General features: G+C 37.0%; 21 protein-coding genes. 4 read left to right on the top strand and 17 right to left on the bottom strand.

The window, feature by feature from the left end; all coding sequences use genetic code 11:
* Positions 1 to 143 precede the first annotated feature (143 nt).
* The 3 genes from LNP23_RS16680 to LNP23_RS16670 all read right to left on the bottom strand — a co-directional run bounded on the left by LNP23_RS16680 (position 144) and on the right by LNP23_RS16670 (position 1,543).
* The gene (locus LNP23_RS16680) at positions 144 to 536 is read right to left on the bottom strand and encodes a hypothetical protein (RefSeq protein ID WP_047777493.1); all 393 of its coding nucleotides are present in this window, start codon (positions 534 to 536) and stop codon (positions 144 to 146) included.
* A 118-nt stretch (positions 537 to 654) separates the two neighbouring features.
* The gene (locus tag LNP23_RS16675) at positions 655 to 1,038 is read right to left on the bottom strand and encodes a hypothetical protein (RefSeq protein ID WP_131701548.1); all 384 of its coding nucleotides are present in this window, start codon (positions 1,036 to 1,038) and stop codon (positions 655 to 657) included.
* 175 nt (positions 1,039 to 1,213) lie between these two features.
* Positions 1,214 to 1,543, bottom strand: a complete 330-nt coding sequence (locus LNP23_RS16670; protein WP_047777496.1) for a hypothetical protein — start codon at positions 1,541 to 1,543, stop codon at positions 1,214 to 1,216.
* Between the two features lie 336 nt (positions 1,544 to 1,879).
* On the opposite strand from LNP23_RS16670, the gene LNP23_RS16665 reads away from it, so the two are divergent.
* The 3 genes from LNP23_RS16665 to LNP23_RS16655 all read left to right on the top strand — a co-directional run bounded on the left by LNP23_RS16665 (position 1,880) and on the right by LNP23_RS16655 (position 5,059).
* Positions 1,880 to 2,059 carry a hypothetical protein gene (locus LNP23_RS16665; RefSeq protein ID WP_230002046.1) on the top strand — a complete coding sequence of 60 codons (180 nt, stop codon included), beginning with the start codon at positions 1,880 to 1,882 and terminating at the stop codon, positions 2,057 to 2,059.
* Between the two features lie 154 nt (positions 2,060 to 2,213).
* Positions 2,214 to 3,023, top strand: coding sequence for a PhzF family phenazine biosynthesis protein (locus LNP23_RS16660; RefSeq protein ID WP_230002045.1), 810 nt, complete (start codon positions 2,214 to 2,216; stop codon positions 3,021 to 3,023).
* A gap of 575 nt (positions 3,024 to 3,598) precedes the next feature.
* The gene (locus LNP23_RS16655) at positions 3,599 to 5,059 is read left to right on the top strand and encodes an FAD-dependent oxidoreductase (protein ID WP_230002044.1); all 1,461 of its coding nucleotides are present in this window, start codon (positions 3,599 to 3,601) and stop codon (positions 5,057 to 5,059) included.
* A gap of 499 nt (positions 5,060 to 5,558) precedes the next feature.
* Here the strand turns inward: LNP23_RS16655 and LNP23_RS16650 are convergent, their stop codons facing one another.
* The 13 genes from LNP23_RS16650 to LNP23_RS16590 form a co-directional block, all read right to left on the bottom strand.
* Complete coding sequence (locus LNP23_RS16650) at positions 5,559 to 7,772, bottom strand: TonB-dependent receptor (protein ID WP_230002043.1); 2,214 nt, start codon at positions 7,770 to 7,772, stop codon at positions 5,559 to 5,561.
* Between the two features lie 407 nt (positions 7,773 to 8,179).
* Positions 8,180 to 8,701: a 4'-phosphopantetheinyl transferase family protein gene (locus tag LNP23_RS16645; protein WP_230002042.1), complete on the bottom strand. Its 522-nt coding sequence runs from the start codon at positions 8,699 to 8,701 to the stop codon at positions 8,180 to 8,182.
* Positions 8,698 to 8,952 (bottom strand): acyl carrier protein, encoded by a 255-nt coding sequence (locus LNP23_RS16640; RefSeq protein ID WP_047777601.1) that lies wholly within the window; start codon positions 8,950 to 8,952, stop codon positions 8,698 to 8,700. Before LNP23_RS16640 ends, LNP23_RS16645 begins: the two co-directional genes overlap by 4 nt.
* A gap of 1 nt (position 8,953) precedes the next feature.
* The gene (locus tag LNP23_RS16635) at positions 8,954 to 10,228 is read right to left on the bottom strand and encodes a beta-ketoacyl-[acyl-carrier-protein] synthase family protein (protein WP_230002041.1); all 1,275 of its coding nucleotides are present in this window, start codon (positions 10,226 to 10,228) and stop codon (positions 8,954 to 8,956) included.
* Positions 10,225 to 10,674 carry a 3-hydroxyacyl-ACP dehydratase FabZ family protein gene (locus LNP23_RS16630; RefSeq protein WP_047777514.1) on the bottom strand — a complete coding sequence of 150 codons (450 nt, stop codon included), beginning with the start codon at positions 10,672 to 10,674 and terminating at the stop codon, positions 10,225 to 10,227. The genes LNP23_RS16635 and LNP23_RS16630 overlap by 4 nt, the downstream gene beginning before the upstream one ends.
* A gap of 16 nt (positions 10,675 to 10,690) precedes the next feature.
* The gene (locus LNP23_RS16625; protein WP_230002040.1) at positions 10,691 to 11,743 is read right to left on the bottom strand and encodes a type III polyketide synthase; all 1,053 of its coding nucleotides are present in this window, start codon (positions 11,741 to 11,743) and stop codon (positions 10,691 to 10,693) included.
* A complete protein-coding gene (locus LNP23_RS16620; protein ID WP_230002039.1) occupies positions 11,740 to 12,453 on the bottom strand; it encodes a methyltransferase domain-containing protein in 714 nt (237 codons plus the stop codon). Before LNP23_RS16620 ends, LNP23_RS16625 begins: the two co-directional genes overlap by 4 nt.
* The gene (locus tag LNP23_RS16615) at positions 12,454 to 13,581 is read right to left on the bottom strand and encodes an NAD(P)/FAD-dependent oxidoreductase (RefSeq protein WP_230002038.1); all 1,128 of its coding nucleotides are present in this window, start codon (positions 13,579 to 13,581) and stop codon (positions 12,454 to 12,456) included. It lies immediately after the preceding gene.
* Positions 13,582 to 13,693: 112 nt separating this feature from the next.
* Positions 13,694 to 14,908 carry a hypothetical protein gene (locus LNP23_RS16610; protein ID WP_230002037.1) on the bottom strand — a complete coding sequence of 405 codons (1,215 nt, stop codon included), beginning with the start codon at positions 14,906 to 14,908 and terminating at the stop codon, positions 13,694 to 13,696.
* Positions 14,909 to 14,945: 37 nt separating this feature from the next.
* A complete protein-coding gene (locus LNP23_RS16605) occupies positions 14,946 to 15,857 on the bottom strand; it encodes a DUF4625 domain-containing protein (RefSeq protein WP_230002036.1) in 912 nt (303 codons plus the stop codon).
* Positions 15,858 to 15,871: 14 nt separating this feature from the next.
* Positions 15,872 to 18,313 (bottom strand): TonB-dependent receptor, encoded by a 2,442-nt coding sequence (locus tag LNP23_RS16600; protein WP_230002035.1) that lies wholly within the window; start codon positions 18,311 to 18,313, stop codon positions 15,872 to 15,874.
* 10 nt (positions 18,314 to 18,323) lie between these two features.
* The gene (locus tag LNP23_RS16595; RefSeq protein ID WP_230002034.1) at positions 18,324 to 18,827 is read right to left on the bottom strand and encodes a DUF4625 domain-containing protein; all 504 of its coding nucleotides are present in this window, start codon (positions 18,825 to 18,827) and stop codon (positions 18,324 to 18,326) included.
* A 548-nt stretch (positions 18,828 to 19,375) separates the two neighbouring features.
* A complete protein-coding gene (locus LNP23_RS16590) occupies positions 19,376 to 19,726 on the bottom strand; it encodes a hypothetical protein (protein ID WP_230002033.1) in 351 nt (116 codons plus the stop codon).
* A 391-nt stretch (positions 19,727 to 20,117) separates the two neighbouring features.
* Between LNP23_RS16590 and LNP23_RS16585 the strand changes: the two genes are divergently transcribed.
* Positions 20,118 to 20,894, top strand: coding sequence for a hypothetical protein (locus tag LNP23_RS16585; RefSeq protein ID WP_230002032.1), 777 nt, complete (start codon positions 20,118 to 20,120; stop codon positions 20,892 to 20,894).
* Positions 20,895 to 20,976: 82 nt separating this feature from the next.
* On the opposite strand, the gene LNP23_RS16580 is transcribed toward LNP23_RS16585, so the two are convergent.
* Complete coding sequence (locus tag LNP23_RS16580) at positions 20,977 to 21,651, bottom strand: VIT1/CCC1 transporter family protein (protein WP_428979164.1); 675 nt, start codon at positions 21,649 to 21,651, stop codon at positions 20,977 to 20,979.
* Between the last annotated feature and the right edge of the window lie 971 nt (positions 21,652 to 22,622).

Below are 22,622 nucleotides of genomic sequence, written 5' to 3'. Positions count from 1 at the left end.
CGAAAACTCTAAATTCCAAATTGCAGAATCTTCAATCAAAAATCTAAAGTCTAAAATCTTCAATCTAAAATCTTCAATCTAAAATCTACAATCTAAAATCTTCAATCTAAAATCTTCAATCTAAAATCTACAATCTAAAGTCTCTACTCATAAACATACCAGCCTACTAAATCACCTTTAAAAGGAAAGCTGGTGTTGTTGGCTTTAGCGGTGTAGGTCAGATCTGCTTTGAGGGTCGAAATTGATGGTGAAAAATTCAGAAAAATGCTGAGACTTCCGCTAGTGGTGCTTTCTCCGGATTTTAAATCGAATTGGTAAATAGGATCAGTCGCAGTTAAAGAATGTATGCCTACCAAAACGGTAGCTAAATATAAAGTGCAGACTACAACAGTACCTTTTGAATCGATGGAGTACTCTATGGCCAAGTCACCAAAATAGCGCTCTCCGGAAGTTCCACATTCGACAATAGGCGGCGTTATTTCCTGCAAGGGTACCGTAGTGAGATCCTGAGCAAATGTCGCTATAGGAAATGCCATAAACGCACTTATAAGCAGCACTTTTATTAACGTATTTATATTACAAGCTCGATTTCTGAATACTGTTTTTGATTTCATAACTCTATTTTGTCCCAGGGAATTACCGTGGTGTTTTTAATTAAGACCAGGCAGCAATTACTTTATCAAAAGAAATTCGATTATTATCCTGCAGATCTGAGACAAATCCGTGACAGGTAACTTGACCTGTATCTAGTGCGAATTGCGCTCTGAAAGTGATTAGCTCTATGTTAATTTTTAGTGATCCCACTACAAATTTTATATCTACGGCTTTTGACTGGACTGGTGAAAGCGTGACAGATCCTAGTGCTCCGACTGGAGGATCAGATGCTTTTAAGGAGGAGCCAGGTACGGAGTTCATTGCGCCTAATGAGGAAGAAAAAGTGGTAACAGATACTTCCATTCCATTTTCAATAGAAACGACAGTGGTTGATTTAATGTTATTCGTTAACATTATCTCTTGGGTATAAGGATAGGTTGCCATAATTTTGAGGAGTGATTTGAGGAAGTTTCCTGGGGTAATGTCAATATAGGAAGTATTGGGGCATACTTATAAATAGTACTTTTAATAGGTTATTTATATGTTAAAATTAGATTTTTATATGCTGTTCTTGGACTTTCTAAATCTTTTATCCCAGGAAATTACCCTGATATTTTAATTAAGACCAAGTAGCAATTTGTTTAGCAAAAGCAGTCTCGTTATTACCGTCTTGATCCGTTGCACGTCCGCTACAAGTAACCTGACCGCTGTCAAGTCCGAATTGTGCTCTAAAGCTAATAAGGTCTATTTGTAGTTTTTGTGCTCCTGCTTTAAACTCAACATTTGTAGCTGTTGGCTGTACAGGCGAAAGAGTGATTTTACCTAAATCTCCTGCTGGTGAAGTAAAAGTAGTAACAGATACTTGCATTCCTGATACAATAGATACTACAGTTGTTGCTTTGATGCTGTTAACTAACAGTGCATCCTGCGAATAAGGATAAGTTGCCATAATGAATTCGTTTGTTTGTTTTTCCTACTCATAAGGCTTTTCGGAATCCGCCTCGTTTTTTTAAGTGGGTTCTGACTCCACTGCTTTAAATTGTTGTACAATATTATGAAAAATCCGACTTTTGGTATCGAGTAGAAATACTTGTTTTTGAAGATATTGCGTAAATTTATGCCGTAATGTCCTATTTGTTATAAATGTTTGATTTTCTGAAAAATTTGTTTTTTTTGAATGTCAAAAGCACAAATACAAGTAGAAATACGGATATCCGCACAGAGAAATTCCTTTAATTTTGTTTCTCTGAATACCGAATAAAGCTTCATATAAAACCAAATAGATATGACGGATTTTAACAAAAAATGGATGAGATACATTCCGGATCATAAAAAATTGAATGATCTTACCATTCCCGGAACTCACGACAGCGGAACATATCCGGCTTATGCTTCTAGTTTTTTAACCAAATGTCAGTCCATGTCGATCACAGAGCAATTAAATACCGGAATTCGGATTAGTTAATACCGAAGAATTAAATTTCTTTTCTATTTTAGCGAACTATAGCTACTGCTGTAAATACCGCTTAGTTTTATGGTATTAACTGTTTTTTGTAGTGGTATATCAATTTCGCAACAGTTTTACGGGGATCCGAAACATAAAAATAGAAAGATTTATAATGAAAGTATTTATAATTGACGCCTTCACAGACCAAGCGTTTAAAGGCAATCCTGCAGGAGTTTGTCTGGTAGAAAAGGAAATCAGTACCGCAACAATGCAAGCTATTGCCAGCGAACTCAATTTATCGGAAACCGCATTTCTGAGAAGATCCGAAACTAGCGATACAGACTATTCGATACAATATTTTACCCCAACCGTTGCGATCGATTTTTGCGGACACGCTACACTGGCAGCTGCAAAATTGGTCCTACACCATTTAAACAAACCCTTTGTAAATTTCACCACATTTCACAATCTAAAAGTACATGCCGGTAGCGAAGGTGAAAATATAAAAATGAAATTTCCCTTGTACGATGCCATCGACTATACTCCAAATAAAGAACTATATGAGGCGTTTGGTATTGACAATCCTATTGCAACAAAGTTTGCAAAAGAGTTAGATATGTTAATTATTGAAGTTTCAGACAAAACAACCTTAGAGAACATTACTCCCGATTTTGCAAAGGCAATCCAATCTTCAGATGTTATAAAAGAAGTTGTGGTAACGGCAAAATCAGAAGATGCGTACTATGACTTCTATTCCAGATGTTTTTGTCCCTGGATCGGAATCAACGAAGATCCGGTTACGGGTGCTTCTCATTCTGTTTTGGCTAAATATTGGAGTCAAGTTTTAGGAAAAACAGAAATGCGAGCCTATCAGACTTCAAAAAGAGGAGGCTTTATGCAACTAAAAATTAGTAGCAACACTGAACTTGAAGTAATCAGCAATGCCAAAATAATAGTCGAAGGAAAGATAAATATAGACTAGAAAAAGGAAAGTTGTAAAATCTCACGCAGATTTAGCAGATTAAACCAAAAAATCCGCACAATCTGCAGAATCTGCGTGAAAAAACACGTCAGCTTAGTAAAATTGCGCTTTAGTCCAATGTCATTTAGGTAAAAGATTATCAAAAAAAGTCTCACGCAGATTTAGCAGATTAAACAAAAAAATCCGCACAATCTGCAGAATCTGCGTGAAAAAACACGTCAGCTTAGTAACATTGCGCTTTAGTCCAAAGCCACCAAGTAAAGGATTATCAAAAAAATTGCCACACAGATTTTAGCGTAATGAAATAAAAAAAATCCGTAGAACCCGCTTAATCCGTAAAATCCGCGTGCAAAAACATCCTAACTCAATAACATTCAGTTTTGGTGTATTCTCATTAAGTGAGGAATTATCAAAAAGGTTTCAGGTGTTTGTTGCCGATAACCTAAAGGATTAAAATAGGGCAGTACAAGATTATGAAGCCAAAAGATTATATTTGCGCTCTTTTTAAAAAGAATTAGTTAATATATCGACTAAGTTTTTTATTATCGAAGAAAGTCATGATCAAATGAACCAAAATGGAAGTGAAAAAAGTGGAAGATGTAAAAGGAAACTGGACTAGTTGTCAGGAATGTCAGGGGCGTGGTAAAAAAAGCCAAAGACTCAGTAAAAAAGTACGACTTCGCTACCAGTCAGAATTAGATCTTTTTGAAAAATCAAAAGGTGAGGGGACAGCTCCGGTACGTCCTAAAGCCCATTTGGTCCTTTGTTTAAAGTGTAACGGCTCGGGATTAGTTCGCTCTCCTGAGCCTTCGATAATCGATACCGAAAACTATCCGCATGTTGCAATTATTGGTGGCGGCATCGGTGGAGTAGCTCTGGCAGTAGCTTGTTTGCACCGCGGAATTCCTTTTACTCTTTTTGAACGCGATAACAGTTTTGATGAGCGCTCTCAGGGTTACGGACTCACTTTGCAACAAGCTAGTAAAGCAATCGAAGGATTAGGTATTTTTTCTTTAGAACAAGGAGTCATTTCTACCAGACATGTGGTGCATACTACCGAAGGAAAAGTGATCGGAGAGTGGGGCATACGAAAGTGGTTGCAGACCGAAGAAAATACGTTTACAAAACGAACCAATGTGCATATTTCCAGGCAATCTTTACGTTTAGCCCTATTAGAGCAACTCGGCGGACCGGATAAGGTACAATGGGGACATCAGCTTTTGGATCTTAAGCAAGCTGATGGCGAAGTCACGCTAAACTTTCAAGTTGACGGCCAAATCAAAAACGTTAAAGCAGATGTTGTAGTGGGAGCTGATGGTATTCGCAGCTCAGTACGAAAGTTACTTATTGATGAGGAAAGCAGCCCTTTGCGTTACCTGGGCTGCATTGTGATATTGGGTATTTGTCCTTTGAAAGCTCTTGAAGATCTCAATAGTTCTCTATTAGATTCCGCTACGGTATTTCAAACTGCTAATGGCAATGAACGAATTTATATGATGCCTTATGCTTCAGACTCGGTGATGTGGCAACTTAGTTTTCCAATGTCCGAAGAAGAGGCGAAGGAGCTAAGTGCTCAGGGGCCTCAAGCTCTTAAAGAAGAAGCATGTCGCAGAACACAATGGCACAGTCCAATACCTCAAATTTTAATAGCAACTAAAGCAGCACAAATTTCCGGTTATCCTGTATATGATCGCGAATTACTCGACTCCGAAACGTTGGCAAAAGCCGGACAAGTAACATTAATTGGTGACGCAGCTCATCCAATGAGTCCATTTAAAGGGCAGGGAGCCAACCAAGCTTTATTGGACGCACTTAGTCTGGCGAGAGGCATTACAAGAGGATGCAGACCTTTGTCACAATGGCGAAAAACTGGAGTGAGAGAAAGTGTCCTTACAGAGTTCGAAGCCGAAATGTTAGAACGTAGCGCTACCAAAGTAAAAGATTCAGCTGATGCAGCCCTTTTTTTACATTCAGAAATTGTACTTCATGAAGGTGATGAGCCAAGAGGAAGGTGTCTGAAAAAAAGTGATTCTTAAAGACCGAGTTTAAAAACTATTTTTTTAAATTAATTGAAGTGGCTAGTTGTTTTAGGTTTGAAATTAGACCGCCTATACCTCGTTTCTGAATTGTAATAATCTAAATTTCTAATAAAAATTAAAATATTTGGAAAGATATCCTTTTGAATAGTCTCCTGCTTCAGCTGGAGGATTACAAGTAGTTCAAGATTTAAGGGCTTTAGCCGAATTATATCCCAGTTCTTTCGACTATAGCCAATGATACAACTTCTCAATCATTTATCTGCAGCTGAAGCACAATCTCATTAAGTTAAGGATTGTTAAAAAAAGTCTCACGCAGATTTTAGCGGAATCAAATAGAAAAACCCGCGTAATCCGCTTAATCCGTAGAATCTGCGTGAAAAATTTCCGTAACTTTAGTGACATTGTGCTTCAGCAGGAGGTAAACCAATCCTTTTGTGCTTTCATCAAATAGAATCAACTAATTAGTAACCAGTAACTTGAATTAATTAAAATAAAGCTAGAAGGCATAAGTTATTTTTGTTTTCAAAAAGAAGGGAGTTCCAGGGGTAAAGTGGATTTCTTCAACACTTTCCGGCTCATTTTGCAATCTGGATTCAGTGGCAAACTGAGTTTCATTCCATGCTGAATTAAACAAATTCTCTATTGAAATACCAAACGTTATTTTTTTATGCGTGTAACTCACATTGGCATCGGCAATGAAATATCCTTTGGCTATGATCGAATTGTCTTCGTTTGCAGGACGGCTGTCTAAGTAACGGTATCTGATGCCACCCGAAAAACCATTCCATTTTTGAAAGCTAATTCCACCCGTTGTAGTAAAATCAGGCGCTAACGGAATATAATTTTCTCCTTTCGGATCATCAATACTTCTTGCGTGTGTGTAGTTGGCATCGAAATCAAAAAACAGATAATCTGTCAATTGGTATCGTATGCCCAAATCACCACCAAAACGTTGTGTTTTTCCACTAGGCTCAATAACGCCCGCATCACCCACATACACAAATTCTTGCTGTAAGTATAAACACCAAAGCGCAGAGTTGATAATTAATCGGGGGAATGGCTTCCAAATAGTACCCAAATCGCCTCCAATTGCAGTTGGTAAGATCTCTTTTCCACTATTTTGCACCACTACACGAGCATCATTGGAATGAAAACCCATTCCGGTTTTTAAGTAGAATTGCAAATTGTTGTTTTGAGAATAAATGAAATTTAGTTTAGGAGAAATTTTAGCCTTATTTTCGGTTTGTGTCTTATAGGCAGGAGCTAATTTATCCTGATAATTGAATTTGAAATAATCAATACGAAGTGCTGGATTTACAATCAATTTCCCGAAATGTAATTCCGTATTCAAGTAGGCAAACAAGTTAGATTGATCAATATCTCCCAATTTAATTTGATTTAAAACAGTACTTCTGTTTAACGTATGTGAAAGTTCTGTATCTGTAGTGGCATCAGCACGAACCCCAACACCAATTTGATATAAAACATCGAAAGTATCGAAATCTTCTTTTTTGTTCAACTCGGCATTTATACCATATATAGAGCGATTTTCTTTTTGTTTTATTTGATCCCCATTTACAGGATCTTCGAGAAAAAAAGTAAAATTGGAGTACAATTCAAAGTTATAAACACTATAGAAAGCATTGGTTTTAATGAATGTATTTTGGTCAATTGGTTTACTAAAAGAGGCATTAAAATTTGTTCTTGAAGTTTTACCGCCTTCCGTATCGTCAACAGATCCAAATCTGGAGATTAAACCGGCATCGACTAAACGTTGCGGAATCTGCCCCGAAGCATCCCATTTGCTTGCAAAATGAGAAGCCAAAATCGAAAACGAGCTGTTGTTTTCTAAAATTGCCGAATATTTCCCCAATAAGTTTATACGATTAAAATTTTGAGGAGAATCAAAAGGGCCATCTGTCAGTATATATTCTGTGGCAATATAGGCACTTTGTCTTTTCTGTTTACCAAGAAGATCGAACAAACCTACAGTTCTAAAAGTATTAAATTGTCCTATTTCGAGACCAATAGCGCTATTATCAAGTTTGTCTTTTGTTTTAAAATCGACATATCCTGCAGTATCAAAATCTCCTTTGTTGGCATAATACGTTCCTTTTCCAAAATCAATTTTGTCAACTGTTTCCGGTATCACAAAGTGCAAATCGGCATAACCTTGCCCGTGAGCATGTGAGACCATATTTACAGGCATTCCGTCTACAGAAATGGCGATATCCGTACCGTGATCGATATCAAAACCCCTTAAAAAAAGCTGCTCCGCTTTTCCTCCTCCGGCATGTTGCCCAATAAATAAACCGGGAACTTTACGTAGTATTTCCTGTGAAGAATTTACAGGAGTAGTCTCTAAATCAATCTTTGATATAACATTCATAGCCGATAGTTTTGGCTGAATTACCACCTCTGATAATTGAAAACTATCTTCTTCCAGCGCAACCAAAATAGCTTCATTAGTCACTGTATAGCTGTTTTTTTTGTACCCCAATGCACTGATTTTTAGAATATTCCCAATAGCGGTTTTTTCTATGCTAAAAACACCCAATTCGTTGGTATGCGAATGGCTTTCGGTGGTAGTGTTAAAGACATAGGCGTTCTCTATCGGGTTTCCAAACAAGTCCGTTATTTTACCACTTAAGGTTTGGGCATGAGAATACAAGCCAGTTATGGCGATTAAAGCAAGCAGAAATTTTTTCATTGGTTTTTTTTTACAATTGTGCAATTTTACTTTCCATATTAGGCCCTAATTCGTAAGTGCTTTTAAGAAGCTCTTCTTTTATAGGTTTAATTTTTTGAGCAAAATTATTAGCTTTATAGATTGTAGCCAAATAATATTGAACTCTAGGTTAAAAAATTTTCCAACCACATAATTTTGTACAATTTCGAAAGCCTTTTTTGCATTCCCTTTATTTCTGTCAGTATATCGACACACTGACACGTGTAGTCAGCTCCATCGACGGCAGAAACAGTTTTATGTATTTCAGCTTCAGAAGTTTTAAATAAGAGATTTAAAAAGGAGGGAGTCGTTTTTTTTGAAATAGAATAGAAAACGATAAGCTATTTTGCCGATACACTATTTATGAGCATCAAAAACTATGGTAGTACTCAAAGTGTATAATTTTGTATTGGCATTAGAATCACGACTTTTTCGAAACCGCCATGATGACTGATGGAAACAGGTTGAATTTGATTGCCTTTATCAGTGATTAGGTGGGGTATACCAAAGGCATCTTTCTTAATTCCTTTGTTTTTAATTTCAACTATATTGGTGAAATCACTTTGACGGGTAACAGCAATGGTATGGATATTATCTTCTGTTATAACGGTTTTGGTGTAATAAATAGAATCCATACAAGATACCTGGCCCAAAATGAAATGATCATTTCGAACTGTTATTTTGCAAACTAACTTTTGGGGGATATATGCCCTAATTTTGGTTTGTCGGTTGTAGATTTTATAAGCAGCCTCTTTCATGCTCCAAAGCAGCCACACCATGATTTCCGGTGTTGCAGCAGTGGAGATAAGCTGTTGTTCTTCAGAAGTGAAAATTTTCTCTAAATAGCCCTTCCGTTGCCAGTTGCTTTCAATGCGTGATTGTGGAAGGTTTACCACATCATTACCGATCATTTTGCGGCAAGTTTAGTAGCTATAATCTCGACGGTCGCTTTTACATTAAGCATGCGTTCCATATCGGTATTGTCAATAATTAAACCAAAGTTTTCTTCGATATCCAGTATGATATCTACGAGATTGGCCGAATTAATATTGAGATCCGTGATAAAATCAGTGTTCTCATTAAGGGTCTCATAAGCGTCCGCATTGGTGGTGTACGGCTTTACAATTACTTTCAGCTGGGCAATAATTTCTTCTTTTGTCATGTTAGTTTTTAAATTTTTTAAATAATACACAGGTGTTGACATCGCCAAAGCCAAAGCTTGCTTTTGCAATTATGTCGATATCTTTATAAATAGTTTTTAAAGGTATTTTTGCGGGGTCAATTAAAGCTGTAATTTCAGTATGCAGGTCATCACAATTAGTATTTCCAAATATAAACCCCTCATGGAGCTGTAGCACAGCAGCAACGCTTTCAACGCTCCCGGCCGCAGCAAGACAATGACCGGTCAGACTTTTTAAAGAGTTTATGTAGGGAAAATCATTACCCTTTAAACCTAATGCTTTGGTCCAGTTTTCTATTTCCAGACTGTCTTTTGTTGTAGCGGTTAGATGTCCGTTTATTGCGTCAATTTCATTGGACTTAATTCCCGCGTTTTTAAGTGCAGTACTGATACAGTGTTGCACTGCTGTGCTGTTTGGGGCTGTCATGCTACCGGTGCCGCGCTGTCCGCCCGAGTTTACATTGCCACCCAATAGCTCTGCGTAAATTGGAGCTCCACGTTCCAGAGCACTATCTAAATCTTCTACTAGCAATGCGCCCGCTCCGCTGCCCGGAACAAATCCTGCTGCTGTATTACTCATAGGGCGTGATCCTTGCTCGGGATTATCATTGTATTTAGAGCTGCAGACGCGCAACGCATCAAAACCACCCCAGATGTAGGGGCCACTGTCGCTGGTACTGCCTACTAACATTCTTTTTGCATGTCCAGCTTTTATTCGGTCATAGGCCATAAGCAGGGCTTCGGTGCCTGTTGCACATGCGGACGAATTGGTGGTAACCTGATTTCCTAATCCAAGTTTGCCTCCTAGATAAGCACTAATTCCGCTATTCATCGTTTGAGCCACTACGGTACTTCCCAATTTTCTAACTTGTAGCTCGTCTATTTTATAAATGCTTTCCCGAAATTTATCAATGCCCGAAGTGCCCGCTCCAAAAATGGTTCCACTGTCCCAATCGGGTTCTTCATTAGTTTCTATTGGTAATCCGCTATTTTTCCATGCTTCGATGCCTGCAATAACACCGTACAATATACCTGTACTGCCAAAACCTCGTAGTTCAAGCTCTGTAAAGTACATGGCTTTTAGCTCTTCAGTTAGCGGTGGTGTGCCGGCAATTTGACAAGAAAACTGCAATTCCTGCAATTGCGGATCATGTTGTATGCCAGAAATCCCATTTTTTAAGGCATGGGTAAAGGCAGGTATTCCCACCCCGTTTGGAGCAGCGACTCCCAGACCGGTTATTACGATTCGTTTACTCATAATTTAGTAGTTATCATACCTGCTATTGTACCTTTACAAACTTCTTGTCCAGCTTCATTTTTCATCGATACATCGCATTTTAGTTTTCCAAATCTGAAAAATATTTTTTTCGAAATTACGGTCACTTTTTCGTTAGGATATACCGGTTTTATAAATTGTATGTCCGCTGATGTAAAAGCAATTAACGTATCTTTAGTAAATTCTTTATTTAAGTCTTTGTCCAGCAAATAAATACCTAGACAGACCATACCAATCTGCGCCATTGTTTCGGTTAAAATCACACCGGGGGTCACCGGATTATTCTTAAAATGACCTTTATAAAAATCGAGATCTTCCTTAAAGGTATAGGTACCGCTAATCCCGTTTTCATCGGCAAAAATCAATTCATCGACAAATAAGAAAGGCGAGGAGTAAGGCAGTTGTGCTTTTATATAGTCTAAGTCCATAATATTTTTAAATTAATTACCATTGCAATAAAACCCTTTGTGCCGAAAATCCCGGGCCAAAACTCAACATTAACCCTTTTTCGCCGGGCTTTGGATTGTTATCCATAATATGTTCCAGAACATATAAAACAGTAGCACTTGACATATTTCCGTATTCTTTAAGAACCTCTTTAGTTGCTTCTACATTTTTTCCTAATCCCGCAAAAAGCGTTTCGACTGTTTGTATTATTTTTTTTCCTCCTGGGTGAAATATCATATGATCGATAGCTGCAATCCCTAAATTATTTTTTTGAAGAAAAGGATGAATAATGTCTTCAAAATGTTCGGAAATGGTGTCTGGCACTTCAATATCCAATATCATTTGCAGTCCGCTGTTGGTGAGTTTAAACCCCATCATATGTTCGGCATCATAGAAATGATACATTTGTTCGTCGGTTATTTCGGGACCGGGGTCAGTTTCATAAGACGATAATAAGCAACAGGCTGCACCATCGCCAAAAATGGCAGCGCTCACTATGTTTGGCATTGAATAATCAGTATGCTGAAAGGTCGCCGTTGGCGATTCTACAGCAATTACTGCAGCGCGTTTCCCGGGGTTTGACTTAAGAAAGTTCTTGGCATATATAATGCCCGACACTCCTGCAGCACAGCCCATTTCGGTTACGGGCAGTCGGACAATATCCTGCCTTAGATTCATTTTATTAATAAGATATGCGTCCAATGAAGGAATCATTATTCCTGTGCAGCTTACAGTAATAATATAGTCCAATGACTGTGGTTCCCATCCGGCTTTAGCAAGCGCTTTTTCGAGTACTTGTTCGCCCAGAATAATAACTTCACGGCTGTAAATATCATTTTTCTCTTCAAAAGAAGTCGCGGTAAAAACTTCAAACGGATCCATTATAGAATAGCGTTTATCTACCGCAGCACCTTCAAATATTTTTTTTACTTTTTTTATAAAACGCTCTTCCTGCCCCTCGAGCCAATTGTCCAGAAAAGGAAGGATATCGGCAGTGGTACGTGAATATTTCGGCAGTTGCTTTGCAACAGTACTTATTTTTACACTCATAGTTTAGCAATTATCCATTGGTAGCGAAAGGCCCATTTCCAGTTGATGTCAGAGTTTCTTAAATTTAATTTTTTTGAAAAGCTTTCCAGCTCTTTTTTCTTAAATCCTTTTAGAATAGAGGTCAACCCATCTTCGCGTGATATGGTACTCAGGCGAAAGACACCTGAGACGATTTCAAACAGGCGATAGGCGAGTTTACTGCGGTGCAAATCATTTACGACAACTCCTACTGTGGCATTTTCAGTAAAGATTTTAATGATATGCAAGATTTCTTCGTTTGTAAAATGATGCAGTGTAAGGGTACATAAAACAATATCATACTTTAACTGCTTAAATTCTTCACTGAAAATATTGATGCAAGCGTATTCAATATTTGGATAAGATTGGGATAACTTTTTTGCATAGTTTATTGTACCTGTGTTTGCATCGATCCCCGTTAGCTTAAAATTGAGCTTATTTTTTATGCCGTAATCAGCCAGTACACGTAACATATCGCCATTGCCACAGCCAATATCTGCTATTGTTATGGTTGTAGCGGGATCTGTTTTTTTTAATAACAACTTCACACTATTGAGAGTCAGTTTATTGCCTCCTAAAAAGTGATTGATGCGGGCAATTGTATCGAGTGCCTTGTCAATTTCTTCGCCTTCAAGCGAAAAATCATCCATAATCTCCGTTTCCTGTGTTCTGTATTTTATATCTAAACGCATTTAATCAATTGCTATAGTTTTACCATGTGTTTGTTTGATTACGTACTGAAGTAAAGCCGGAAAAGCAGTCGTTACAGCAAACAACAGTGTGGTGATTCTTTTATTTTGCAATAGTTGTGCTAAGATTCTGCCTGCGGACATTCTCTTTTCAAAATGTTTTTTCCACTCTTTGGCATATGTTTTTTCCAGCATTTCGCGTGATGCCATTTTTCCCGAATAATAGTCCAATACCAATTCTGATACAATTTTCGCACTGTGTACGGCTATTGCCATGCCATTACCACAAAGCGGATGAATTAACCCCGCCGTATCACCGATCATGAGTATGTGGTTTTCTACAAGTTGTTTTTTATCAAATGAGACCTGACTTATCGTGATTGGTTTTTCAAAAAGTAAGCTGGTATTTTCAAAAATTGATTTTAGATTCTGATTCTTATAGAGCACATTATGCTGGTAATCGCTTATGTTTTTATATTTCTTGAATGTTGCGTAATCTGCCAGATAACAAATGTTTATAATGTTGTTTTCTACTTTGGAAACACCACAATAACCCCCTTCAAAATTATGCAAGGCCACAAAATTATCTGGAAAACTACCCGAATAATGCGCTTTAACAGCCAACCAAGGCGACTTTTTATTGATGAAACTCCTTGCTAAAACCTGATCAATATTGGAACGTTTACCAAAAGCGCCCAGTACTATTTTTGATGTTATGCTTTGATTTGTTCCTTTAACCGTAAAAAGATCATTGTTATAGGAAACTTCGTTAACCGTGTCTTTCAAAATAGTACAGCCATTGCTAACTGCTTTTTGATACAAAAAATAATCAAATGTGTACCTGCTGATACCAAATCCGCCTAGCGGTAGTTTGGCAGTTACTGCTTTTCCGCCACCGGTAGTGAATTCAAATTGAGTAATAGTAGCGTGGTCTAGTTCTAAAACATCAGCATCGAGCCATTTTAGATAAGGAAGGATTTCGTTCGAAATATACTCCCCACATACTTTATGATGCGGATAATCGGATTTCTCCATTAGAGTTACCTTTAATCCTTTTTTAGACAGATGCAGTGCACTTGTCAAACCAGCAAGACCGCCACCTATTATTATAACATCTTGATTAGTATTCATATACAGCAATTTAGTTATAAAATATGAAATGACAATCGTTTCTCACAAAATAAAAAAAAGCCCTCTCGATACCAATTCGAGAGAGCTTCTTCTAGAAACATTTCCTATATTATTAGTGACTTTTACTATTTTCAAAGCCAAGAATTGTAATGGCATAAGGTGTTGCCGAAACTTTTATTTTCTTTACTATGGCCATTGTAGCCAGATCTAACTGCCATAATTCTCCCGTAGTTGGAGAGGTGATGTAAGCAAAACGCTCTGTTAACTGCATTTGAGGTTTTGAAGGAGCATCACTAGCCGTTTGACCGATTGCTTTTCCTTCTTTTTCAACTTGCAGGCTGGTTAGATTGAATAGTTTAAACTCACCGGTATTCAACAGTATCCCTAATTTAGTAGCATTGTAACTCACTTTACATTGTATAATATTTGTACTTTGTAAAATAGGTTTGATTGTTCCGTTTACCACATCGATAGCGTAAGCACCTTTTGCAGCAGTATATCCAATAAATTTACCTTTGGCTTTTGTTTCTAAAATGGTTCCAAACCAGGCTGTTCCAAAATCTTCAGGAAGTGTGATTAGTTTTTGTTTTCCTGAACTTTCCACCACAAGTACACCGCTTGCAGAACCAAAAACAGCGTAAGTTCCGTCAGTAGCATTTCCGTGAATTCCTTTTGTTGCAACAGTAGCTTCAAAAAGAGTTTTACCGATTGCGTCTATAATTTTTACTTTTTCAGGTAATGTTCCGGTAACCGAATTGTCTTTTTGTGTAATGGCATAAGTTCCGTTAGTAAAACTAGCCATAGCACCGTGATGGGCCAATAATCCTGCATTTATTAGCTTAAATTTAGCTCCAGCCGTATTGATCTCCGATTCTTTACCAACTGATAAAGTACCATCACCATCATTGAACGTTAATAGCTCCCCAATTTTACTTTTAAAATGAGTAGGCGTAACTGATTGCCCGACTAATGCACCAAATTTCGGAATTCCATCAACATCTACGTGATCACCATGACTTTCGAATCCGCTGTCAAAAGTTTCAACCGTATTGTTTGCTCTGTGAATTATTCCTGCATAGCGGCCGGATTCTGTTGTATAGAGGGCAGATTTTGCAAATTTTGCATCAAAAGAACTTGTCGTAGCCTCTAACGGATTAACCAGTGTCAGGGCTGTAGTTTTTTCATCAGAAAGGAATATTCTTAGATACTTATGCTCTGTCAGCTTTTCTATTGGAGTTTCAGTAGTATTGTCATCATCGTTACTACAAGAGAATGTAAGGGTTGATAACGCAAATAAAAAAATCAGTTTGTAATAATTGTTTTTCATTGTAATGGTATTTAGATTAATATTTAGAATTTATGGATTAGTATGCAATTGTAATAGGCATTGATTTGTAGACACTCATATTGTAAGTGGTGTTTTTGTAAAGCACCACCCAGTTGTACTGGCCGGACTGCCAGGCTTTGTCTGCCGTTGTAGGGTCACCGTTGGCATCTTTATCGGCACCAACTACAATACTTTCGCCACCCCAAACCTCATTTATCTTTTGCAGGGTTGAAATTTTTGAAGCTGCCGGAAGGCCCGTGTGTGTAACTTTTGAAACCACAATAACCTTTTTCAGATCCAGGTTATCGATGCTTTCAGGATAGTAATTGAGACTCTTTTTGATTAAAACAGAATATAAAATTCCATCACCCATAATCTGACTTACCTGAGCATGTGCGGTCAATTTATCGTTCTTTTTGAAGATTAATTCAGCTTCGACCCAGGTTCCCATATAATAGATTAAATCTTCATTTCGGGATAACATATCGCGACCAATTAAGGGATCGACGGGCATATTTGCGGGATCTGTTAGCGTAACCTCTTCTTTGATTTCTAACTTAGTTCCATTCTCATCCAACACGATAAAGAAGAAATCATATTTACCTTCCGGAGCCTCGGCAGGAATGGTAAAATGTTTGTGTACGTTGGTGTTTTTTGCTCCTTTGTAGACGCTCCAGGACAATTCTAACTTCCAGTCCTTGGTATAGGTTTCTCCTTTTTTGGGAAGTATTTTTAGTTGGACATCGCTAATTTTATCTCCCGCAATCACATCTGCATTGAAATGGAAATCACGACCGATTAAGGCTCGTTTGTTATTGGCCGTTCCAATTTCAACATTTTTGATTGTTGGTTCTGAAACTTTAGCGGTGTCCTTGTTGTCATCGTTGTCACAAGCGGTAAAGGCTGCGGTGATAAGGAATAAGAGTGAGAGGATTTTCTGTTTTTTCATAGGTAAATAGCGTATTAATTTGGTTTATATGGATTATGTATTAAAAATGGAATTTTGACCGAAAGGATAATATTTCGACTGGCTTCAGGAAGTTCAATTAACCTGTAAAAACTGGTGTGATTGAGGTATTTTGCATTCAACAAATTTTGAACTTGCAGACTAATCAGCAGATCCTGCTGGCCTGTTTTTACTTTTGTCCCCACACCGAGGTTAAAGACGTTGCTGCTTGGCGTTTTTCTCTCAGGCGGAACAATTTGATTTTGATCGGCAGTGTATCGGTAATCGAGGGAGAAATAAGTGTTTTTCACCCCTTTAATTTCCGGACTATAGGTGATATTAAATAAAACCGATGGAGGAGGAGAGAAGGGCAATGTATACCCTTTTTTGCTCCCTGATAATTGTTCCGAATAGAGATACTCTGCCAGAATCTCACCACTGATATTTTTGGAGAATTGATAGCGTGTTTGCAATTCGACCCCGTAGCGCATGACTTTACTCTGCTCGTATTCGAAAACCTGATTGCCGGCTCCGTAATAAATATCGTGCTGTGAAGTAGGATTGAGGTAAATATAATTGGTGAAATAATTAAAAAACGGACTCAGCTGTACCGACCACTTATTCTGCTGCCATTCCATTCCGAGATCTACTTGATAAGAACGTTCTGGCGATAAATTCGGGTCTCCTTTTTCAAACCTGAAATAATGGTAATTCACACCATTTGAAGCCAGTTCTTTTGCAATAGGCATTCTAAAACTTGTTCCAAGATTTCCTTTAAACGAAAATGGGCCAGGGGTGTAGTTGATTCCTGCCGACCAATTGAGACTGTTGAATGTTCGGGTCAGTTCTTCGGAACGCTTTAAATAAGCCGAAGTGGTTTGTCCATTTTCGGTAATTTCGCTTTTAAACCAGTCGAAATAAGGCTTCATGTCGATTTTGCCGTAATCCATTCGAACAGCTCCATGCAGCAGCCATAAATCGTTGATTTTATATTTGTCATAAACAAATATTCCTGCGTTCCATTGTTGAAATGCCGGTATTAAAAAGCTCCAACCCGCGATGGCATTTTGCTGTTGCTCGCCATTTATTCCGACAGTAAATTGATGTTGACCTAACGAAAATTCGTCTTTAACCGCAACAGAGAAGACTTCTTTATCGTATTCTCTTTCCAAATCTTGAGATCCAGGTCTGTTCTCAGGATATATCGGTGGCATATAACCATGATTGACATAATGACTCCATTCCCGACGGAAATTCTTCTGAAACCCCAATTGTGTTTCCAATTGATGCGTTCCGATCAAAAAGGAAGTGGTATTGCTAATTTTAGTATGCGTAACTTCCTGATACGGCATCAGTATGTCTCTGCTTGATTTGTCATGAAGTTCGGTATCTACATTTCGTGGTTCGAGTCCGTGGGCATTGGCAAAAAAACCGCTTTTGGTATGAATAGAACTTAGGTAGAAAACCGATTTAAATGTATCAGTCAGGTATCCAACACTTCCATGCAAATCCAATTCTCGTCCCGCTGTATTACGCAACCGATTTTTGCTTAACGGAACAGCATAATTGTAAACATGCACCGTATCTGCAGGAACGCGGTAATCTCCGTAATCCATAAAAGTAATTCTCGAATCGAAAAACCATTTTTCTTTTCTTCCAAATAAATTGAAGGAACCACCATACTGACCATTATTACTCTTGCCTGTAATGTCCAAACTTCCGCCCAAAACATGTTGGGAAGGAAAAGGAACCGGTTTGATGTTAATAGCACCACCAATGGCATCTGATCCATACATGATAGAAGAGGGGCCTTTTATAATTTCAACGCGATTTACGGCATATTGGTCAATTTCTAAACCATGATCGGCTCCCCATTGTTGTCCCTCGTGTTTAATACCGTTCTCAACGACTATAACCTGATTAAAACTTAAGCCGCGAATTAAAGGTTTCGAACTTCCCGAGCCAATAGAAATGGCTTTTACCCCCGGGAGTCTTTGCAGGGACTGCATCAGGCTTCCACCAAGATTGCGTTGAATAAAACCACTACTTACGATTTCAACGTTTAAAGATTCTTCTTTTTTTCGTTGCCCCTCGTAAGTATTGGTAATTCTGACTTCGTTTAATTCTTTTACTTCCGGAATTAAGGTAATATCAGGAATAGTGTTTGAATTTTTATTTAAAGAAAGTTCCATTTCGTAGCGCACATAATCAGCATAAGTGATGGTTATTTTTTTTGATTTTTTATGAATTTGTGTAAAGAAATAATACCCCTGTTTGTCTGTCATGGCAGTAATACCTGAAGGAAGTACGGTTACGATAGCACCCTCCAACGGTTTATGACCATTGGAGAATACGCTACCTGATATACGAACAGATTGCCCTGTAACTGTTGAAACTATAGCAAAACAAAACAGCCACAGGCAAAAAGTTCGCAATCGATTTGATTTATTTTGGTTCATCAAAATCAACTTATATAATTTTAATACTTAGTCCTTTAATGGTTTGCCATCCCTCTTTATCAGTCAAACGAATCATAAAGTGATAATCACCCGGATCGATATCGGCCGGGATAAAGATTTGTTTTGTTGCCTCGTGGCTTTTTTGTCCTTCAGGAATAGGCGTGATGTTGATATATAACATTGGATTTACCGGTTTTTTGATCGGATCAACCACACAGGTATTGACTTCTGTACTATGTGAATGATGATCAAAATTGTGGTGAATGTCCAAACTATAAGAGCCGAGATTAGCATTGTCCGAAAATTTTGCTTTGAAAGTAAATAGCTGTCCACGTTTTACTTCACTGCATTGTTTCGGAAATGCAGTGGAAGCCGAAATATCAACTACCGGATATTCCGTGTCAATTTCGTTTTTGTCACTGCTACAAGACGTTAAAGCGGAAGCACCGATTAAAAGGGCGACTAAGATTCTGTTTTTTTTCATTTTGTCTGATTTGATTTTAAGTTTATTCATAGGTTTTTATTTGGTATACGAATTGGAAAAGGGGTTCCCGAAAATCATTAAAATAGCACAGCCATTTCCTAAAGAACTATAACAGTCTTTTGCAAATTGGCATAGCATAATCAAGAAAGATTACACTATAAAAAGCATGTTTTTTTGAGAGTAGCAGTAAATCATTGGCAGGGAATCATTCAGAATATCAATTAGTTGCAATTGATTTAAGTTGTTCTGGCCGGACTTCGAAAAGGAGATATACAGAATTTCTGAATTAGGTTTTGACGCTAATTGTTTTTAAATACAAATGAAACACTCAATAACCCAAAAAGAAGGGGAATGGAGTTTCTTGACAGCAGTACTTATATAGTATTCAATAAATTAGAAATACGTTGGTTTAACTCAAGTCCATAAGATAATGAATTCTGGCCAGTATCTAAGAAATGGTAAAAGAAAAAGTTCTCTTAAAATGACTTAAACTTCAATAAATAATAATGGTAATACTACTGATTGTATTTAAAACAGAAAATTGCAGTGATCCTTTCGAAATAGAAATGATTACTTTTTTAGATTGTCGGAGGTGCACGAAGCGCAAATAAAGCCCCTTTAAAGTAATTGGAGTACGTTTTGAAATAAAAGTAAACATAAGGCGTATTGCTTATACTTTTATAGAATTCAAAATGAACATAGGAAAAATTAGCAACCGGACTAAACTTGAAATGACATATTTGACATTCTTCGCTGGTGTAGTTGTGTGCCTTAAAATCACTTTTGTTGGTAGTGTATTCTTGAACCTTTTTTTCGACACTGAGATTGTGACTGTGAATATGTTCGTAAGAATGGACAACAGGAAATAGTATTGCAAACAATACTATCAATGGCATTAGAAGATTAATAAATTTTAATTTCTTTTTCATTCTGTGAATCCGGTTTTACTACTACAAGATTACTGCAAATATAAAATACTTATTTATAAATGCAACATTGTTTCATTAAAGTTTTTGTAACATGTTATAGTTTGGCGCCGTAAACTCCTTTAAAATGCTAGTTATTAATGTAATATAGGACTTTAAAATTGTTATTTGTAGGACTAGTAATACTTACTGATTGTCTTTAAGTCTGTTGCTTTTTTAAAAGTCTTTTAATTGCTACTGATCAGAGATTTGTTAATACAGAAAGCGTGTCAAATTTTATTTTTTTTTGATTTTTTTGTATCTTAGCGTAGTGTATTATACTGTTAAATAGAGAGTTGAGTTCTATTGATGTAGTATGCTTTATAAAATTCTTACAATTAATAACTGTTGCGCTATGTCATTGGATAAAACGAAATTGAGACTTTACAGTTTTTTAAAACGACATAAAAATTTAGTAAAGAATGCCGCGCTAAATATTAAACCCAATTATTTTGATAAAGATTTGTACTCAGGTCACAGTTACCGTGGATATGATGATGCCGACAGAGACTTTATTTGCACTAAAATAAAGGACCTGGATCTTATTTTTAACGGTAACAATCACAGAATTCAATTAGATGGTATTGATTTTAATACTGAAAAAAAAGCCGTCATTGAACTAATGGCAGTGAAGAAATGTATTGAAAAAGTTCTAATTGAATTGAATGCAATAGAACTAAAAAACAGAGATCGGGATTACTCCGAATACCCTCTTAAAATTACCTATACTACATTTAAAGAAATCGACGATGATTTACAGGTAATTCTCTCGTCTGAAGAAATGTCAAGCTTTCTCCACGATATTGATCTTAGGACGCTGGAATATGAGAATCTAAAATTAGAGTTTGGTATTTTGTGGCAGACCAAATTGTTTAGATATTCGTTGCATTTTCTGGCATTTGTACCATTTTTAACGAGCTGTCTTTATGTAGTGTTTAATGCAGATGATACCGATTTTCCTTTTAATGAAAAAGTCGTAATAATTGTTTCAGGTTGTCTGATGACAATTTTGCTGCATGCTTTTTTAAACACCAAAAACTCATTCAAAGAATCTTTTAAATTTATTGCACCAAAATCAAGAAAAAATCTTCGGGAAAAGAATTGGTTGTTATTTCTGGATGAGGACCATTAATTGGGGTAGTTCTTAAGTAGAAAAGAAATCATAGGCTTTCTTTAAGTTTGACTGTATTTAATTTGATTAGTTTTGATGAAGGTTAATTGCCCAAAACATATCCGACAAGAGCTGATATTCCCATGACAAAAGTACTCCAGATACTGAGCCGGAGCGCTGCTATAAATATGTTCGATCCGCTTGCTTTTGCGGCCAGTACGCCGGATAATATCAAAAAAAGGATAGAGCAGGTGTATTGACAGAGTACCATTTCTTTTATAGGCGCCAGAATAACCACGAGTAGAGGTAAGAGTCCACCAACCATAAAAGACATTGCCGCTGCAAAAGCCGACATGAGTGGGTTGACTTGTTTAATTTCATCTGTTTCTAACTCATCTATGGTTTCAGTATCAAAGGTAGTTGGAGAAGACAGCTCTGCGACAACCTCTTTTGCCAGTTCTGTATTTATTCCTTTCTGGATAAAAATACGCGTCAATTTATTAAGTTTTTCTTCCGGCATCTTGTTGATTTCTTCATTCTCTTTTTTGAGGTCAGCAGTTTCGATATCAGATTGAGAACTCACAAATACGTATTCTCCTGCCGCCATCGAAAGCGCTCCGGCTGTTAAACCTGCTACAGACGCCAGCAAAACCGGTTCGCGGGTTATACTGGCAGCAGCAACACCAATTGCTAAACTGGTTATAGACAATATTCCGTCTTTAGCACTAAGTACGGCTGCTCTGAACCAGCAGCTCCGATTAATGTCGAGTTTTTCCATTTCCATAATTTTGATTATATACGGGGTTTAATTTGTACGGGATTGTAAATTGGGTGGGTTATGGTTTCATAATTTATTCTTCTGCTGTTTACTTTTTTGTAAATAAAGTAGTTAAGTACTTGAGTTGATTTGATTTTTTTATGTAGCGCACTCTTTCAGTGAATCTTAAAGGTTCACGAATGGCTGTCGTTTTTATTTTTGAACGTGTTGATTTCTTAATAAATGCATTTGAAAAGGATCACTAAGTAGCCTTTGAAAGCGCTATTAGAATTATAGCTTAAAAAATCTGCGGATAAGTAAGAATTAGGTACGGAAGATCTCGGAATTAAAGCTTAAAAAACTTTAATCGCACTAGTTAAAAAGGCTGTATATTATTTTTCGCTGGTCCTAATTTCTAAAGCTATTATTGTGAAACTCTTAAAATTTGCAGTTCTTCTGGTTTTGATTAAGGTTATTAGGTGAAAGTGACTTGGTTATGGGTAAGCTTGCTATTTTACGGGTCTAAAATATGGATTTTCACATTGAAATTAACACGTTTATTTTAATTGTAAATCTTTTGTCTTTGAATGACAAAAATAGTCGTTGAAAGGAGTGTTTTCTTCGAAAAAAATAGGAAAAAGAAGCTCTTTTTTACCCACATAATATATAGGTAAAATAGTTTGTTTTTTTTCAAAAATGATTTAGATAATAACTAGAAATAATTGCAGCAGTAGTTCATTAAGTAGACTTTCACTTAATGGATCAGAATTGAGACCCCATAGCGCAAACAATTTATTTTGTCATTAGTGACGTTGATAGCACCAATGACAGGGGATATCGACCGATTTAACGTACTGTATTTCGCAGATTTAGAATGAATCTAATTAACCGCATTGCACGAAAAACCAGTAAAACTACTTGGTCGTTTTTTAAAATTATGCTTTACTATTGTAGGAATAAATTTCTAAAAACACGGCATTACATTGTGATAT

The sequence above is a fragment of the Flavobacterium cupriresistens genome, assembly GCF_020911925.1.
Taxonomy (GTDB): Bacteria; Bacteroidota; Bacteroidia; order Flavobacteriales; family Flavobacteriaceae; genus Flavobacterium; species Flavobacterium cupriresistens.
This window is presented reverse-complemented; position numbering and strand designations above follow the sequence as displayed.

What these genes read in the sequence shown, in the direction of transcription:
- LNP23_RS16625 (WP_230002040.1), bottom strand. Translation starts at nt 11,743, where the DNA reads ATGAGTGTAAAAATAAGTACTGTTGCAAAGCAACTGCCGAAATATTCA.
- LNP23_RS16680 (WP_047777493.1), bottom strand. Translation starts at nt 536, where the DNA reads ATGGCATTTCCTATAGCGACATTTGCTCAGGATCTCACTACGGTACCC.
- LNP23_RS16615 (WP_230002038.1), bottom strand. Translation starts at nt 13,581, where the DNA reads ATGAATACTAATCAAGATGTTATAATAATAGGTGGCGGTCTTGCTGGT.
- LNP23_RS16655 (WP_230002044.1), top strand. Translation starts at nt 3,599, where the DNA reads ATGGAAGTGAAAAAAGTGGAAGATGTAAAAGGAAACTGGACTAGTTGT.
- LNP23_RS16650 (WP_230002043.1), bottom strand. Translation starts at nt 7,772, where the DNA reads ATGAAAAAATTTCTGCTTGCTTTAATCGCCATAACTGGCTTGTATTCT.
- LNP23_RS16665 (WP_230002046.1), top strand. Translation starts at nt 1,880, where the DNA reads ATGACGGATTTTAACAAAAAATGGATGAGATACATTCCGGATCATAAA.
- LNP23_RS16670 (WP_047777496.1), bottom strand. Translation starts at nt 1,543, where the DNA reads ATGGCAACTTATCCTTATTCGCAGGATGCACTGTTAGTTAACAGCATC.
- LNP23_RS16580 (WP_428979164.1), bottom strand. Translation starts at nt 21,651, where the DNA reads ATGGAAAAACTCGACATTAATCGGAGCTGCTGGTTCAGAGCAGCCGTA.
- LNP23_RS16635 (WP_230002041.1), bottom strand. Translation starts at nt 10,228, where the DNA reads ATGAGTAAACGAATCGTAATAACCGGTCTGGGAGTCGCTGCTCCAAAC.
- LNP23_RS16645 (WP_230002042.1), bottom strand. Translation starts at nt 8,701, where the DNA reads ATGATCGGTAATGATGTGGTAAACCTTCCACAATCACGCATTGAAAGC.
- LNP23_RS16620 (WP_230002039.1), bottom strand. Translation starts at nt 12,453, where the DNA reads ATGCGTTTAGATATAAAATACAGAACACAGGAAACGGAGATTATGGAT.
- LNP23_RS16630 (WP_047777514.1), bottom strand. Translation starts at nt 10,674, where the DNA reads ATGGACTTAGACTATATAAAAGCACAACTGCCTTACTCCTCGCCTTTC.
- LNP23_RS16660 (WP_230002045.1), top strand. Translation starts at nt 2,214, where the DNA reads ATGAAAGTATTTATAATTGACGCCTTCACAGACCAAGCGTTTAAAGGC.
- LNP23_RS16640 (WP_047777601.1), bottom strand. Translation starts at nt 8,952, where the DNA reads ATGACAAAAGAAGAAATTATTGCCCAGCTGAAAGTAATTGTAAAGCCG.
- LNP23_RS16600 (WP_230002035.1), bottom strand. Translation starts at nt 18,313, where the DNA reads ATGAACCAAAATAAATCAAATCGATTGCGAACTTTTTGCCTGTGGCTG.
- LNP23_RS16675 (WP_131701548.1), bottom strand. Translation starts at nt 1,038, where the DNA reads ATGGCAACCTATCCTTATACCCAAGAGATAATGTTAACGAATAACATT.
- LNP23_RS16610 (WP_230002037.1), bottom strand. Translation starts at nt 14,908, where the DNA reads ATGAAAAACAATTATTACAAACTGATTTTTTTATTTGCGTTATCAACC.
- LNP23_RS16590 (WP_230002033.1), bottom strand. Translation starts at nt 19,726, where the DNA reads ATGAAAAAGAAATTAAAATTTATTAATCTTCTAATGCCATTGATAGTA.
- LNP23_RS16605 (WP_230002036.1), bottom strand. Translation starts at nt 15,857, where the DNA reads ATGAAAAAACAGAAAATCCTCTCACTCTTATTCCTTATCACCGCAGCC.
- LNP23_RS16585 (WP_230002032.1), top strand. Translation starts at nt 20,118, where the DNA reads ATGTCATTGGATAAAACGAAATTGAGACTTTACAGTTTTTTAAAACGA.
- LNP23_RS16595 (WP_230002034.1), bottom strand. Translation starts at nt 18,827, where the DNA reads ATGAATAAACTTAAAATCAAATCAGACAAAATGAAAAAAAACAGAATC.